The organism is Azospirillum sp. UENF 111221, from assembly GCF_058780625.1.
This window is the reverse complement of sequence record NZ_JBSNCH010000003.1, coordinates 704462-718816: the sequence shown is the minus strand read 5'-3', so window position 1 is coordinate 718816 and position 14355 is coordinate 704462. Positions and strand designations below refer to the sequence as shown.

Here is a 14355-nt window from a genome sequence, read left to right as displayed (position 1 = left end):
CGCTTTTGACGCCATTGCCGGGAGATTGATCGATGTCTGTGCAGAGTGATGTCTTGTGGCGGGACAGCGCGGCGGCGCTGGCAGCGCGTCTCGCCAATGGGGAACTTTCAGCCCGCGCGGTCACGGAGGTGCATCTGGACCGGATCGCGGCTGCCGATCCCGCGCTCTGCGCCTTCCTCACCGTCGCCGCGGACAAGGCGCTGGCGCGGGCCGGGATGCTCGATGCCGCCTTTGCGAAGACCGGCCGGCCGGCCGGTCCGCTGCACGGCGTGCCGGTGGCCATCAAGGACCTGACCGACACCGCCGGCATCCGCACGACCTATGGGTCGGAGCTTTACGCCGACCATGTGCCGGCGACGAACGACATCGCGGTGGAGCGGATCGAAGCGGCTGGCGGTATCGTCATCGGCAAGACCAACACGCCGGAATTCGGCTTCGGCGCCATCTGCGGCAACCGTCTGGCGGGGCCGACGCGCAACCCGTTCGATCCCCGGTTGACGTCCGGCGGATCGAGCGGCGGCGCTGCGGCCGCCGTCGCCGCCGGCATGGCGCCGCTGGCCCATGGCACCGACTTCGGCGGGTCGGTGCGGGTGCCGGCGGGGTTCTGCGGCGTCGCCTCGATCCGGCCGACGCCCGGCCTGATCCCGGCACCGAAGCGGCCACTGGGCTGGGATACGCTGGCGACGCATGGGGTGATCGCGCGCGATACCGCTGACTGCGCATTGCTGCTCGCGGCGATGGCCGGCATGGATCCCGACGATCCGACATCGTTTCTGGCTCTGTTCCCCGACGGTGTCGGCGAAGGGGTGGGCTCACGGCTGGGTGCCACGGCCGATTTCGGTGCCGCAACCGTGTCGCATGCGGTCAGGGAGCGCTTCGCTGCCGCCATTGCCCGGCTGGAGGGTGTCGCAGGGCCGGTTCTCTACCGTCATCCGGAGTGCGGCGACGCCATGCCGACCTTCCGCACGCTGCGCGCTGCACAGATCCGCCACGCCTACGGCCCGCTGCTGGACAGGCATGGCGACCGGTTGACCGACACTGTGCGGTGGAACATCGAAGCGGGCAACGGCATCACCGCCCAGGCCTATCTGGAGGCGCAGGCGGCACGAACCGCGCTGTACCGCCGCTTCACGGCACTGTTCCGGGACATCGATGTTCTGGTGGCCCCGGCTTGCGGCGTGATGCCCTGGCCGAACGCGGATGGCGAGGTGACCGCCATCGACGGCAGTCCGACGGAGACGATCCTCGATTATCTCGGCGTCACCGCCATCGTGACGCTGATCGGCTTTCCGGTGCTGACGCTGCCGGCCGGCGATGCCGATGGGCTGCCCTTCGGTATCCAACTGATCGCGCGCCCAGGCGAGGAGCGCCGCCTGATCGGTTTGGGCCACCGGTTGGAGCGCGACGCCGGCTTCGTCCATCGCTGGGTGCCGGACCCGGTATCGCCTGACTGAAGAGCCGGCGCTGCGGCATTGCCCGTCCCGTCAGTCGCGATGGCGCAGCGCCTCGACCAGCGCGATGAAGGCCGGCGAGGACTGCCGCCGGCTCGGATAATACAGGTGATAGCTTTCCCAGTAAGGCGACCAGTCTTCGAGGACGCGTCTCAACCGTCCCTGCGCGATGTGGGGGGTGGCGATGTCCTCCGGAACATAGGCAAGCCCGAAGCCATCCAGGGCCGCCTCCAGAACATTGTGGATGTTGTTGAAGGCCACCTGCCCATCGACGCGGATGTTGACCGTCTGCCCCTCGCGCTCGAACTCCCATGCCCACAGGCCGCCGTAGGTCGGCAGGCGCAGATTGATGCAGCTGTGGTTAACGAGCTCCTGCGGGCTGGCGGGGATCGGATTGCCGTTGAAATAGGCGGGGGTGCCGATCACGGCGAAGCGGACCGGGGGCTGATCCTGGCCGAGATCATGTCCTTGGCAAGCAGCTCGCCCATCCTGACTCCGGCATCGCACCGCATGGCGACGATGTCGATCAGCGCGTTGTCGAGAACCAGCTCGACCTTAATGTCGGGGTATTTCGGCAGGATGTCGCGCAGCTTGGGCCAGAGCACATGGGCGACCGCATGGTCGGAAGCCGAAATGCGGATGTTGCCGGCCGGTTTCTCGCGCAACTCGCTGAGTGCATCGATCTGCGCGCCGATCTCCTCGAAATGCGGACGGATTCCGTTGAACAGGCGCTCGCCGGCATCGGTCAGCGACACCGCCCGCGTCGTGCGGGTCAGAAGCCGGATGCCGAGCCGGGCTTCGAGCTGGCGGATGGTGTGGCTGAGGGCCGACTGCGACAGGCCGAACTGCGCCGCCGCCCTGGTGAAGCTCCGTTCACGGGCCACCGCGATGAAGGCCAGCAGATCGTCGACGCTCTCACGCGGCATTCATGACTTCCCTTCATGTCGCTCCGCACAGTATAGCGCCGGAGCCGATTTCAGGAATGACTTGCTCGACGCTCCGGCGCCATCGAGGGCAGCAAACCCCCGTCCGGCGGGACGCTGGCGGGCGCGCCGGTTCGGGGGTGCTCGCATTTTAAATAGGGAGGCGAAGGCCGGGATCAGGCGGACAGGGAGGCGCTGTCGATCACGAAGCGGTATTTGACGTCGCCCTTCAGCATCCGTTCATAGGCCGCGTTGATCTCCCTGGCGCGGATCAGTTCGATGTCGGCGGTGATACCGTGTTCGGCACAGAAATCCAGCATCTCCTGCGTCTCTGGGATACCGCCGATCATCGAGCCGGCGATGGACCGCCGCTTGGTGATCAGGTTGAACACGGTGGGCGAGGGATGCGGCGTGGCCGGCGCACCGACAAGCGTCATCGTTCCGTCGCGCTTCAGAAGCACGAGAAAGGCATCGAGATCGTGCGGAGCCGCCACCGTGTTCAGGATGAGGTCGAAGCTCTTGGCATGGGTGGCCATCTCGTCCTCGTTGCGGGAAACGACGACCTCGTCCGCCCCCAGCGCCTTCGCATCCTCGCGCTTGGATTCGGACGTGGTGAAGGCCACCACATGGGCGCCCATCGCGTGAGCCAGCTTGATGCCCATATGGCCGAGGCCGCCGATTCCGACGACGCCGACCTTCTTGCCCGGCCCCGCCTGCCAGTGGCGCAGGGGGGAATAGGTGGTGATGCCGGCGCAAAGCAGCGGCGCCACCGCCGCAAGCTGCTCCTCCGGGTGCCTGACGCGCAGAACATAGCGTTCGTGGACGACGATCCGCTGTGAATAGCCGCCCAGCGTGTGGCCGGGCGGATCGTCGGTCGGTCCGTTGTAGGTGCCGACCATGCCGTCGCAGTAATTCTCCAGCCCGGCCTCGCAGTCGTCGCAATTCCGGCAGCTGTCGACCATGCAGCCGACGCCGACCAGATCGCCGTCGCGGAAACCTTTCACATGGCCGCCGACGGCGGAAACCCGGCCGACGATCTCGTGTCCGGGAACGCATGGCCACAGCGTGCCGGCCCATTCCGCCCGCACCTGATGCAGGTCCGAATGGCAGACACCGCAATAGGCGATCTCGATCTGCACGTCATGCGGACCGGGAGCCCGGCGGGCGATGTCCATCGGCTCCAGCGGCCTGTCGGCGGCATGGGCGCCATAGGCTTTCACAGTCATGGGGAAAACTCCTCGCTTCTCTCGGCTTCTTATCCGGGACGGTCGGCGTCAGGCGCCGTATTGCTCGTCCGTCACCTTGTCCATCCAGTCGACCGCCTTGCCGTCCAGCTGTTCCTGGATGGCGATGTGCGTCATCGCCATGGTGGGCGAGGCGCCGTGCCAGTGCCGTTCGCCCGGCGCGAACCACACCACGTCACCGGGGCGAATCTCCTCGATGGGGCCGCCCTCGCGCTGGACTCGGCCGCAGCCGGCGGTGACGATCAGCGTCTGCCCCAGCGGATGGGTATGCCATGCCGTGCGGGCACCGGGCTCGAAGGTGACGCTGGCGGCGGTCGTGCGGGCCGGCGGATGCGGCTGGAACAGCGGGTCGATGCGGACCGTACCCGTGAACCAGTCCGCCGGTCCCCTGGTGGATGGCTGCGAGCCGACGCGTGTGATGTCCATGGCCTCGATCCTCCGGTCGTTGCCCGCCGCGGTGCGGCGGTGGGGGTGCCAGAGAAGCTAATCCATGGGACTGTCTGCGATTAGTCCCCCAAAGATGCATGGACTTATGAATGAACCTCATCAATACCCGTGACGTGTCGCGGTTTCGATGTCCGTTCACCGGCCGGTCAGGCGATGGCGCCGCCGCCATCCACGCGCACGGTGGAGCCAGTGGCGAAGGGAGTGGTGGCGAGGAACAGCACGGCGTTGGCGATATCCTTGGCTTGGCCGACCCGGCGGGCGGGCAGGCGTTGGGCGGCGCCGGAGAACATCGCCTCCCGCTTCTCCGCTGGCAGGCCGGACCACAGCGGTGTCGCGATCAGGCCTGGCGAAACGGCATTGACGCGGACAGGGGCGAGTTCCAGAGCAAGCCCGCGGGCCAGCGCTTCCAGCGCTGCGTTGATGGCGCCCTGCAGAACGGAGGTCGCGGAGGGCCTGACGCTGAGAAAGCCCGACACGAAGGTCAGCGATCCGGTCTCGCTGATTTTTGCGGCACGGGCGACGTGGTAGGCGCCCCAGAATTTGCTGTCCATCGCGGTCCGGGCGTCGGCGACGGCAAGACCGCGCACCGGCCCGCCGGGCGTCTGCGCCGCGGAGACGACGACATGGTCCCAGGCCGGCTCTTCCGCGAAGAAGCGTTCAACCGCCTCCCGGTCGCGGGTGTCGAGCACGACGGCGCGTGCGTCGCCGCCGATTGCGGCGACCGCGGCGTCGAGCTTGTCGCGCGACCGCGAGGCGATGGTGACCGAAGCGCCTGCTTCGGCAGCTGCCGTCGCAGTCGCCAGACCGATGCCGGAGCTGCCGCCGACCACCAGCACGCGCGTGTTCTTCAAGCTGTCTGACATGGTGCATTTCCTTCAGGGGGTGGGTTGGAAGGAAGTCTAGAACCTCTCCGAATTGCGCAGTATCCTCGACCTGATCGATATACTCTCCACCAAATGGAAAGAATGAGACGGGTATGCTGGGCGACCTCGATGAGCTGCGCACCTTCGTCCGCATCGTCGCCGCGGGCAGCCTGTCCGCCGCCGGCCGGGAGATGAATCTGGCGCTGAGTGCGGTCAGCAAGCGGCTGGCATCGCTGGAGCGGCGAACCGACACACGGTTGGTGGCCCGCAGCACCCGGCGCCTCGCCCTGACGGAGGAGGGGCAACGGCTGTACCGGCATGCCCAGCGCATCCTCGCCGAGGTCGCTGAGGCCGAGGAGGCTCTCAGCCATGGCCGCGTCGAGCCGCAGGGCATTCTGCGGGTGGGAGCGCCGGCGGCCTTGGGCCGCATGCATGTCGGCCCGGTCTGCCGCGAGCTTGTCGAGGCTTATCCGCGGATTTCGGTCGACCTGCGCCTGACCGATCGCATGGTCGATCTGATCGACGAGGGGCTGGACGTGGCGGTACGGATCGGGGCGCCCAGGGATTCGGCGCTGGTCATGCGCAGGCTGGCCGACAACCACCGGATCCTGGTCGGTGCGCCGGCCTATCTGGAGCGTCGAGGCTGGCCCGCCTCGCCAGAGGATTTGGAGAGCCACGAGTGCATCCAGTATCGCGGCACCGGCGGGCGCTGGCGCCTGCTGGGATCCGGCGGTGCGGTGGTCGAACTGGACACCGCATCCCGCCTGCGCTGCAACAATGGCGACGTCGCCCAGGATTGGGCGCTTGCCGGCTGCGGCCTCATGTGGAAGTCACAGATCGACGTTCAGGACGACCTTGCCGCCGGCAGACTGGTGCGGGTGCTGCCGGACTGGCATGGCGACTCCGCACCGGTCTGTGCGCTGTTCCCCTCGCAACGGCAGCTGCCGACGCGCGTGCGCCTGTTCCTCGACGCCATGGCGCGCCGGCTGAACCGGGAGGAGGCAAGGTGATAGGAACGCCGCTTCCGGTGTCTCAGCCGACCCGCTCGATGGCGATGGCGGTGGCCTCTCCGCCGCCGATGCACAGGGAGGCCACGCCCCGCGTCAGTCCGCGCGCCGCCAGCGCGTGCAGCAGCGTCACGATCAGCCGCGCCCCGGTTGCGCCGATGGGGTGGCCGAGCGCGCAGGCCCCGCCATTGACGTTCAACCGCTCGGGATCGATCCCCAGGTCGCGCTGCGCCGCCATGGCGACGACGGCAAAGGCCTCGTTGATCTCGAACAGATCGACCTCGCCCACCGACCAGCCGACCTTGTCCAGCAGTTTGCGGATTGCCGGGATCGGAGCGGTGGTGAACCAGGCCGGATCCTGGCTGTGGGTGGCGTGGCCGCGGATCTCCGCCAGGATCGGCAGGCCGGCGGCCTCGGCCACCGAACGCCGCGTCAGCACCAGCGCCGCAGCGCCGTCCGCATTGGCCGACGAGCTGGCAGCCGTGATCGTCCCGTCGCGGCGGAAGGCGGGCTTCAGCGCAGGGATCCTGTCGGGGGAAACCTTCAGCGGGTTCTCGTCCTGCGCGACCACCCGCTCGCCACCCTTGGCAGGAACCGTGACCGGCACGATCTCCGCCGCGAAGGCGCCGCTTTCGACCGCCGCACGGGCGCGGGTCAGCGTCCGGGCGGCGTAGGCGTCCTGTTCGGCGCGGGTGAAGCCGTAGGCCTCGGCCGTCGCTTCGCCGAAATCGCCCATGGCGCGGCCACCCTCATAAGCATCCTCCAGCCCGTCCAGCATCATGTGGTCCAGCAGCCGGTCATGGCCGATGCGGTATCCGCCGCGGGCCTTCGCCAGCAGGTAGGGAGCATTGGTCATCGACTCCATGCCGCCGGCAACGACGATGTCGGCCGACCCGGCGCGGATCAGGTCATGGGCCAGCATGGTCGCCTTCATGCCCGAGCCGCAGACCTTGTTGATCGTGGTCGCTCCGGTCGCATCGGGCAGCCCGGCACCGCGGGCGGCCTGCCGGGCCGGCGCCTGCCCTTGCCCGGCGGGAAGAACGCAGCCGAACAGCAGCTCGTCGATGCTGGCTGGCGGCAAGCCGGCACGCTCCACCGCCGCGGCAATGGCGCGGGCGCCGAGAGCCGGGGCCGGCAGCGCTGCCAACTCACCCTGGAAGCGGCCCACCGGGGTGCGGACGGCGGACACGATGACGACGGGATCCTTGGGTGAAGCGGTGTGCATGTTGCGGTCTCCGGATCGGTGGCCCGGCTGGGGCGAGATTTAAATTATGGCCATCATGTTTGCATAAATGATGATGATCGTCATATAATTTGTCAACGGGCCTCCCATCGCTTCGCGGGGACGCTTCTCAGGGTCGGGTCAGGGAAGGTGGAACATGCGGGTGAGCAAGGAGCAGGCGGCGGAGAACCGGCGCCGCGTCGTCGAGGTGGCGAGCGCGCTGTTCCGCGAGCGCGGGTTCAATGGGATCGGCGTCGCGGACCTGATGAAGGAGGCCGGCCTGACCCATGGCGGCTTCTACGGCCAGTTCGCCTCGAAGGAGGATCTGGCGGCGGAGGCCTGCGCCCATGCGATGGAGGTTGCGGCGGAGCGCTGGCGCGTGTCGGCGGAGACGAAGGGGGACGAGGCTCTGGCGGCGCTGCTGGACAGCTATTTGTCTCCGCGCCACCGCGACCGCAGTGCCGCCGGTTGCCCCATTGCGGCACTCGGCATCGATGTGGCCCGTCAGGGCGGGGTGGCGCGCAGTGCCTTCACCCGCGGACTGCGGCCCTTCCTCGACGGCTTGAGCCGCCTCGTTCCGGGCCGCTCGGCGGAGGCGAAGCGGAAGGCGGCGCTGACCACCCTTTCGGAGATGGTCGGCGCCCTGATCCTTGCGCGTGCCGTCGACGATCCCGCCTTGTCGGAAGAGATCCTGGAGGCGGCGCGCACGAGCCTCGGCCGGCCTCCCGGCAAACAGGAAGCCGGCGATGCCTGAGCGCCGTTGCGTCGATCAGGCTATGCCGGTCAGGCGATGCGGCGCAGCAGGTCGATCCGCAGCGGTTCGCCCAGCAGCGTATCGAACTGCGCGGCAAGGCCGGTGAAGGCCGCAGCCTTCGCATGGGTGTCGAGTGCCGCCTGATCCTGCCAGATCTCGTACATCACGACGGTACCGGGCTTTTCGCGGCTGACATGGGCGGAGTAGGCGAGGCAGCCCGGCTCCTTCAGCACGTCCGGAACGATGGCGGTGATGGCGTCGGCCAGCGCCTGCTCCTGGCCGGGCTTGGCGACCAGATAGGCGACGAGTTGCACCTGTTCGCTCGGCGGAATGGTCATGGTGGTCTTTCCCTGATGAATGGTTGGGACTCGGAGTTCAAGCTTGGACTTTGCAAAACCGGAGACCGACCGATCCTCGCCCGCGGGACGGCGGCTGGCAACCCGGCCCCTCGGCCTGTGACCAAGGGATAGACCGGGAAAATCGAAATCGGAAATGCGGAGTTGCGATTTCAGACAGAAGCAAATCCCATCGATCCCAAGCCGCTTGTCTATGGGTTTTGCCGAACGCAGCGCGCCAACGCCGGCTGACCGCCGCCTAACGGGGCATCATGCCGTCATTCTCCTGCTCTGCCTCCTTTCCACTGCTGTTTCGATCCTCGCCGCGGCAGGGGCCGCCGTCGCGCAGTCGCCGCTGACGACACCGCCACGGCAGCGATGCTCCTGTCGAATCCTCTGACCGGGCCCAGGAAGTTTTGCTTGGGGCCAAGCGGTGATGGTTCGCGGCGCCAACAACGCTGTTGACCAAAGCTGTATTATCCATCATACAGGTTCCTGTCTGGTGAATAGACAGCTACGGTTTCCGACGGAAGGGGAGGCGGAGTGCTGTGAAGTCGGCGGTCGAACCCCTGAAGGCCCGCAGGATCTATTTGCTACTGCGCGACCGCATCGTCGCCGGCGAGCTGCCGCCGGGCGCACGCCTGCCGGGCGAACCAGCTCTGGCCGCCGAACACGCCGTGTCGCGCGTCACCGTGCGCCGGGCGCTTGACCTTCTGGACAAGGAAGGGCTGGTGCAGCGCAAGGCCGGCTCCGGCACTTTCGTCCACGACACGCGCGCCGTCCGGCCGATCGTCGCCGATCTGTCGAATGTGCTGTCGCACCTGATCGACATGGGCCGCAGCACCGACGTGAGGCTGCTGTCCTTTGGCTATGGCGTGCCGCCTGAATCGATTGCTGAAAGCCTGGGCCTGAAGCCCGGCGAGCGGGCGCAGCGGTCGGTGCGCGTGCGCCTGATCGACGGAGAACCCTTCTCCTACCTGACCACCCATGTGCCGGAATGGATCGGCCTGACCTATTCGGAGGCGGAACTGGCGGCGCGCCCGCTGCTGGAACTGATCGAACGGTCGGGCGTGACGACGGAGCGCGCCACCCAGGCGATCAACGCCACGCTGGCCGGACCGGAGGCGGCGGCGGCGCTCGATCTGGAGATCGGCTCGCCGCTGCTGACCCTGACCCGCATCGTCTACGAGCCGTCGGGCCGCGGCGTGGAACATCTCCACGCGCTCTACCGCCCTGACCGCTACAGCTTCCACATGGATCTGGTGCGCACCGGCAACGACGGCGAGAGGCGGTGGAGCCCCGCGCTCGGCTGGCCGCGCACCACGGACAAAAGCAAATCAGAGAAAAGCAAAGCGGGCGAAAAGCCCACCCGCACCCCGCGGGTCATCAAACAGAGGAGTTGAGCGTTATGGGACGTTCGGTTCAGGACTCCACCCTCATCGGCATTTCCCGCCGCACGGTTCTGAAGGCCGGTGCGGCGGCGGCCGCCGTCACCGCGCTGCCGTTTGCCGCCCCCTCGGTCCTGCGGGCACAAACTCCGGTGGTGAAGATCGGCATCCTTCAGCCAGTGACCGGCGCGCTGGCCCATGACGGCGACCTCGGCCGGGCCGGTGCGGAGATGGCGATCAACGAGATCAACGCGGCCGGCGGCATCAAGTCGCTGGGTGGCGCCAAGCTGGACATGCTGTTCGGCGACGCTCGCTCGACCCCCGAAGCCGGCACGCAGGAGGTTGAGCGGATGCAGGCCGAAGGCGTGTCCGCCATCGTCGGTGGCTTCGCCAGCCCGATCTGCCTCGCCGCGTCGCAGGCGGCGGCGCGCTACGACCTGCCTTACCTGGTCGATGTCGGCGTGTCGGACCAGATCATGGCGCGCGGCCTGACCAACACCTTCCGCTTCAGCCCCGGCTTCGGCAAGGTCACGCAGGTGGCGCTCGACAATTTGACCGCCATCAACGACAAGGCGGGCAAGCCGGCAAAGACCGTGGTGCTGGTGCATGAGGACGGGCTGTTCGGCTCCGGCCTCGCCAAGCTTCTGCAAACCGAACTGCCCAAGCGCGGCTTCGAGATTCTGGAAACCATCGCCCATCCGACGCCGGCGCGCGACATGTCCAACGTGGCGCTCCGCATCCGTTCGCTGAACCCCGATCTGGTGATCCCGTCCAATTATTATGGCGAGTTCGTGCTGCTCGCCCGCACCATGCAGCAGCAGCGCATCAAGCCGAAGGGCATCTATGCGATCCTGGGCGGTGCGGCGTCGAATGGCCGCTTCGTCAAGGAATTCCCCCAGGCGGCCCAGAACGTCATCGACTGCAACCACTGGCACGATCCGAAGAACCCGAAGGCGCTGGCGCTCCGCAAGGCGGTGGAAGGGCAGGGCAAGTCCTTCGCCTACAATGTCTCGCTGAACTATTCGAACGTCCTGCTGCTGGCCGACGCCATCGAGCGCGCGGCCTCTACCGACCGTAAGAAGATCATCGAGGCGCTGAACGCCTCCACCTTCGCCGGCCACATCATGCCCTATGGCCCGACCAAGTTCGTCAACGGCCAGAACGAGGGCGCCAGCCCGATCAACACCCAGATCCAGGGTGAGGACATCAAGGTGATCTTCCCCGACGCATTCGCCGAGGCGAAGGCCAACTTCCCGGCGGCCTGATCCGTTTTTCGCCGTCGCACCTCCGCATTCCCCCATCCGTCCGGGTCGCCGAGAGCCGGCTTCGCGGACGGATGAAGGGACCGTTCCCCTCATGCGCGGGCTGCCATGTATTCACCTCAGATCATTCTGGAAGCGGCGCTGAACGGTCTGATGACCGGTGCGGTCTATGCCCTGATTGCACTTGGCCTGACGCTGATCTACGGCGTGCTCCACATCATCAACTTCGCCCACGGCGCGCTCCTGACCTGCGCGATGTTCGCGGTCTGGGTCGCCTGGGCATGGTTGGGCATGGACCCCTATCTCGCCATCCTGCCGCTGGTGCCGCTGATGTTCGTGCTCGGCTACGGCCTGCAGCGCTTCGTCATCGGGCCGGCCAGCCATGGCGACGACGGCAACATCCTGCTGGTCACGCTCGGCCTGTCCATCGTGTTGGAGAATGTGCTGCTGGCCGTGTTCCAGTCCGACACCCGCACACTCGACACCGATTATTCCTTCCAGGTCGTGGCCTTGGGGCCGCTGCTGCTCAGCTACCCGCGGCTGATCGGGCTGGGCGTCGCCGTGGTGGTGACCGGCCTGTTGTGGCTGGTGCTGAACCGCACCGACACCGGCAAGGCGATCCGCGCGGTCGCCAAGGAAAAGCTCGGCGCCAATCTGGTCGGCATCGACGTGCCGCATGTCTATGCCGTCACCTTCGGCCTGGGCTGCGCCTGTCTTGCCGTCGCGGCGGGGCTGCTGATGCCAACCTTCTACGTCAACCCGCGCATCGGCGGCGCCTTCGTGCTGGTCGCCTTCACCGTGGTGGTGCTGGGCGGCATGGGCTCGCTGCCCGGCGCGCTGCTGGGCGGGCTGTTCATCGGGGTGGTGGAGAGCCTGTGCGGCCTGTTCCTGGGCGACAGCCTGGGCCAGATCGGCATCTTCCTGATCTTCATCGCCGTGCTGCTGGTGCGGCCGACCGGACTGTTCGGAGCCAAGGCATGACCGCGCGCGACCTGATCCCGATCGCCGTCCTCACCGTCCTGGCGGCGCTGCTGCCGCTGGTGGTGACCTCCAGCCCGGTGCTGAATTTCCTGGTCTTCATGCTGATCGTGGCGCTGGGCGCGCAGGGCTGGAACATCCTGGGCGGCTTCGGCGGCCAGTTCAGCTTCGGCCATGCCGCCTTCTTCGGCACCGGCGCCTATGTGACGGCGATCCTGCAACTGCGCTACGGCGTCAACGCCTGGGCTGGTCTGATGCTGGCGGTGGCGGCCGGTGCGGCGGTCGGCTGGGTCATCGGCTTCCTCAGCTTCCGGTCGGGACTGCGCGGCTCCTACTTCGCGCTGGTGACGCTGGCCTTCGCCGAGGTGTTCCGCATCCTCGCCAACGCCGCGTCGTTCACCGGCGGTGCGGCGGGCTTGCTGATCAAGCTGGATGTCCGCGCCGCCAACCTGCAATTCGACGACCGCGCCGTCTTCTACTGGCTGGTGCTGGCCTTCGTCGTCTCGGTTCTGCTGCTGACGCGCTGGATCCAGCGCTCCCGCTTCGGGGCGCAGCTGGTGGCGGTGCGGGAGAACGAGGACGCCGCCAAGGCGTTGGGCGTCAATGCACTGACGGTGAAGCTGCGTGCCATCGCCCTGTCGGGCGGGGTGACGGCGCTGTCCGGCTGCCTTTATGCCCAGTACTTCCTCTACATTGACGCCAACATCGCCTATGGCAGCTGGATTTCGGTTGAGCTTCTGCTGGCCCCGATCATCGGCGGCGTCGGCACCGTCTTTGGCCCGGTGGTCGGGGCGCTGACCCTGCACGGGCTGGGCGAGGTCGCCAAGCAGTTCGCCGGCCGCATCCCCGGCATCGACCTGATCGTCTTCGGCGGCGTGCTGGTGCTGGCCGTCGCCTTTGCCCGCGGCGGCATCCTCGGCCTGCTGGAACGGCTGCGCGACCGCGGCCGCGGGATGGTCACGCGCGGACCCAAGGAGGTTTCCCATGCTGGCCGTTGACGGCGTTTCCAAGCGGTTCGGCGGGCTGATGGCGGTGGACGGCGCGACGCTGGCGCTGCAACCCGGCGGCATCGTCGGGTTGATCGGCCCGAACGGCGCCGGCAAGACCACGCTGTTCTCGATGATCTCCGGCTTCGTCGCCCCCACCGACGGGCGCATCCGCTTCGAGGGCACCGACATCACCGCAGAGGAACCGCACCGCCGGGCGGAACGCGGCATCGGCCGCACCTTCCAGATCGTCCAGCCCTTCGCCGGGCTGACGGTGTGCGAGAACATCGCGGTCGGCGCCTATCTGCGCCATGCCAAGCGCGCCGACGCCACCGCCAAGGCGCGCGACGTGGCGCGCCGCGTCGGGCTGGGGAGCGAGCTGGACCGGCCGGCGGGCGGACTGACGGTGGCTGGGCGCAAGCGGCTCGAACTGGCCCGCGCGCTCGCCACCGAACCGAAGCTGCTGCTGCTGGACGAGGTGCTGGCCGGGCTCAACCCGTCGGAGATCCGCGACATCATCCCGGTGATCCGGGGCATCCGCGACGAAGGGGTGACGATCCTGATGATCGAACACGTCATGCAGGCGGTGATGAACCTGTGCGAGCGCGTCTATGTGCTGGCCCAGGGCCGCATGATTGCCGAGGGGCCTCCCGCCGTCGTCTGCGCCGATACCCGCGTGATCGAGGCCTATCTCGGCCACGGCGCCGCCGCCCGGCTGAAGGCGGAGGGGGCGGTACATGGCTGAACAGCTTTTGGAAATCCGCGGGCTGAAGACCGGCTATGGCGCCACCGAGGTGCTGCGCGGCATCGACATGGCCGTCCATGCCGGCGAGATCGTCACGGTGCTGGGCTCCAACGGCGTCGGCAAGACGACGCTGAACAAGGTGATGTCGGGCGTACTGCCGGCCTGGACCGGTGAGATCCGCTTCGGCGGCACCCGCATCGACGGCAAATCCGCCGCCCGCATCGTCGAGGAGGGGCTGATCCAGGTGCCGGAGGGCCGCAAGATTTTCCCCAACCTGTCGATCCGCGAGAATCTGGAACTCGGCAGCTACCGGCGCGGCAAGCCGAACCGGGCACGGAACCTGGAGCGCATCTTCGCGACCTTTCCCCGTCTGAAGGAGCGCGAGGGCCAGTTCGCCGGCACGCTCTCCGGCGGCGAACAGCAGATGCTGGCCATCGGCCGCGGCATGATGGCGGAACCGCTGCTGCTGATCCTCGACGAGCCGTCGCTCGGCCTCTCGCCGCTGGTGGTGGAGGAGATGTTCGGGCTGATCCGCAAGCTTAATGAGGACGGGCTGGCGATCCTGCTGGTGGAGCAGAACGTCGTCCAGTCGCTGGAGGTCGCCCGCCGGGCCTACATCCTCGAGAACGGCGTGTTCGCGCTGTCGGGACCGTCCGACGAGATGGCGCGCGACCCCGAACTGAAACGCACCTATCTCGGGTTGTGAGCGATGCGCGCTCCGGCCCTCTCCCGACATTTCCCAACCCTGAC

Annotated in this window: 16 protein-coding genes; 9 read left to right on the top strand and 7 right to left on the bottom strand. The window is 67.7% G+C overall.

Annotated features, from left to right (window positions below; all coding sequences use genetic code 11):
• The first annotated feature begins 32 nt into the window (after positions 1–32).
• Complete coding sequence (locus ACWPN3_RS11380) at positions 33–1454, top strand: amidase (protein ID WP_492242865.1); 1422 nt, start codon at positions 33–35, stop codon at positions 1452–1454.
• A 30-nt stretch (positions 1455–1484) separates the two neighbouring features.
• On the opposite strand, the gene ACWPN3_RS11375 is transcribed toward ACWPN3_RS11380, so the two are convergent.
• From ACWPN3_RS11375 to ACWPN3_RS11355, 5 genes are all read right to left on the bottom strand, one after another.
• Complete coding sequence (locus ACWPN3_RS11375) at positions 1485–1877, bottom strand: LysR substrate-binding domain-containing protein (protein WP_492261385.1); 393 nt, start codon at positions 1875–1877, stop codon at positions 1485–1487.
• Positions 1874–2377: a LysR family transcriptional regulator gene (locus ACWPN3_RS11370; protein ID WP_492261384.1), complete on the bottom strand. Its 504-nt coding sequence runs from the start codon at positions 2375–2377 to the stop codon at positions 1874–1876. The genes ACWPN3_RS11375 and ACWPN3_RS11370 overlap by 4 nt, the downstream gene beginning before the upstream one ends.
• Positions 2378–2550: 173 nt before the next feature.
• Positions 2551–3600 carry an NAD(P)-dependent alcohol dehydrogenase gene (locus ACWPN3_RS11365; protein ID WP_492242864.1) on the bottom strand — a complete coding sequence of 350 codons (1050 nt, stop codon included), beginning with the start codon at positions 3598–3600 and terminating at the stop codon, positions 2551–2553.
• Between the two features lie 48 nt (positions 3601–3648).
• Entirely contained in the window at positions 3649–4044 is a 396-nt protein-coding gene (locus ACWPN3_RS11360; protein WP_109049118.1) for a (R)-mandelonitrile lyase, read from the bottom strand.
• Positions 4045–4211: 167 nt separating this feature from the next.
• Positions 4212–4928 carry an SDR family oxidoreductase gene (locus ACWPN3_RS11355; RefSeq protein ID WP_492242863.1) on the bottom strand — a complete coding sequence of 239 codons (717 nt, stop codon included), beginning with the start codon at positions 4926–4928 and terminating at the stop codon, positions 4212–4214.
• A 113-nt stretch (positions 4929–5041) separates the two neighbouring features.
• Here ACWPN3_RS11355 and ACWPN3_RS11350 point away from each other — a divergent pair, with 113 nt between their 5' ends.
• Positions 5042–5938, top strand: coding sequence for a LysR family transcriptional regulator (locus ACWPN3_RS11350; RefSeq protein WP_492261383.1), 897 nt, complete (start codon positions 5042–5044; stop codon positions 5936–5938).
• 22 nt (positions 5939–5960) lie between these two features.
• Here the strand turns inward: ACWPN3_RS11350 and ACWPN3_RS11345 are convergent, their stop codons facing one another.
• Complete coding sequence (locus ACWPN3_RS11345; protein ID WP_492242861.1) at positions 5961–7160, bottom strand: acetyl-CoA C-acyltransferase; 1200 nt, start codon at positions 7158–7160, stop codon at positions 5961–5963.
• A 154-nt stretch (positions 7161–7314) separates the two neighbouring features.
• Here ACWPN3_RS11345 and ACWPN3_RS11340 point away from each other — a divergent pair, with 154 nt between their 5' ends.
• Positions 7315–7911, top strand: coding sequence for a TetR/AcrR family transcriptional regulator (locus tag ACWPN3_RS11340; RefSeq protein ID WP_109096683.1), 597 nt, complete (start codon positions 7315–7317; stop codon positions 7909–7911).
• Between the two features lie 29 nt (positions 7912–7940).
• Here ACWPN3_RS11340 and ACWPN3_RS11335 read toward each other — a convergent pair whose 3' ends face one another.
• Positions 7941–8249: a putative quinol monooxygenase gene (locus ACWPN3_RS11335; protein ID WP_492242860.1), complete on the bottom strand. Its 309-nt coding sequence runs from the start codon at positions 8247–8249 to the stop codon at positions 7941–7943.
• Between the two features lie 545 nt (positions 8250–8794).
• On the opposite strand from ACWPN3_RS11335, the gene ACWPN3_RS11330 reads away from it, so the two are divergent.
• The 6 genes from ACWPN3_RS11330 to ACWPN3_RS11305 all read left to right on the top strand — a co-directional run bounded on the left by ACWPN3_RS11330 (position 8795) and on the right by ACWPN3_RS11305 (position 14311).
• Positions 8795–9649 (top strand): GntR family transcriptional regulator, encoded by an 855-nt coding sequence (locus ACWPN3_RS11330; protein WP_492242859.1) that lies wholly within the window; start codon positions 8795–8797, stop codon positions 9647–9649.
• A gap of 5 nt (positions 9650–9654) precedes the next feature.
• Positions 9655–10899, top strand: coding sequence for an ABC transporter substrate-binding protein (locus ACWPN3_RS11325; RefSeq protein WP_492242858.1), 1245 nt, complete (start codon positions 9655–9657; stop codon positions 10897–10899).
• 105 nt (positions 10900–11004) lie between these two features.
• Positions 11005–11877: a branched-chain amino acid ABC transporter permease gene (locus ACWPN3_RS11320; RefSeq protein ID WP_109096679.1), complete on the top strand. Its 873-nt coding sequence runs from the start codon at positions 11005–11007 to the stop codon at positions 11875–11877.
• A complete protein-coding gene (locus ACWPN3_RS11315) occupies positions 11874–12872 on the top strand; it encodes a branched-chain amino acid ABC transporter permease (protein ID WP_492242857.1) in 999 nt (332 codons plus the stop codon). The genes ACWPN3_RS11320 and ACWPN3_RS11315 overlap by 4 nt, the downstream gene beginning before the upstream one ends.
• Positions 12859–13605 (top strand): ABC transporter ATP-binding protein, encoded by a 747-nt coding sequence (locus tag ACWPN3_RS11310; RefSeq protein WP_109096677.1) that lies wholly within the window; start codon positions 12859–12861, stop codon positions 13603–13605. The genes ACWPN3_RS11315 and ACWPN3_RS11310 overlap by 14 nt, the downstream gene beginning before the upstream one ends.
• The gene (locus ACWPN3_RS11305) at positions 13598–14311 is read left to right on the top strand and encodes an ABC transporter ATP-binding protein (RefSeq protein WP_492242856.1); all 714 of its coding nucleotides are present in this window, start codon (positions 13598–13600) and stop codon (positions 14309–14311) included. Before ACWPN3_RS11310 ends, ACWPN3_RS11305 begins: the two co-directional genes overlap by 8 nt.
• Positions 14312–14355 lie beyond the last annotated feature (44 nt).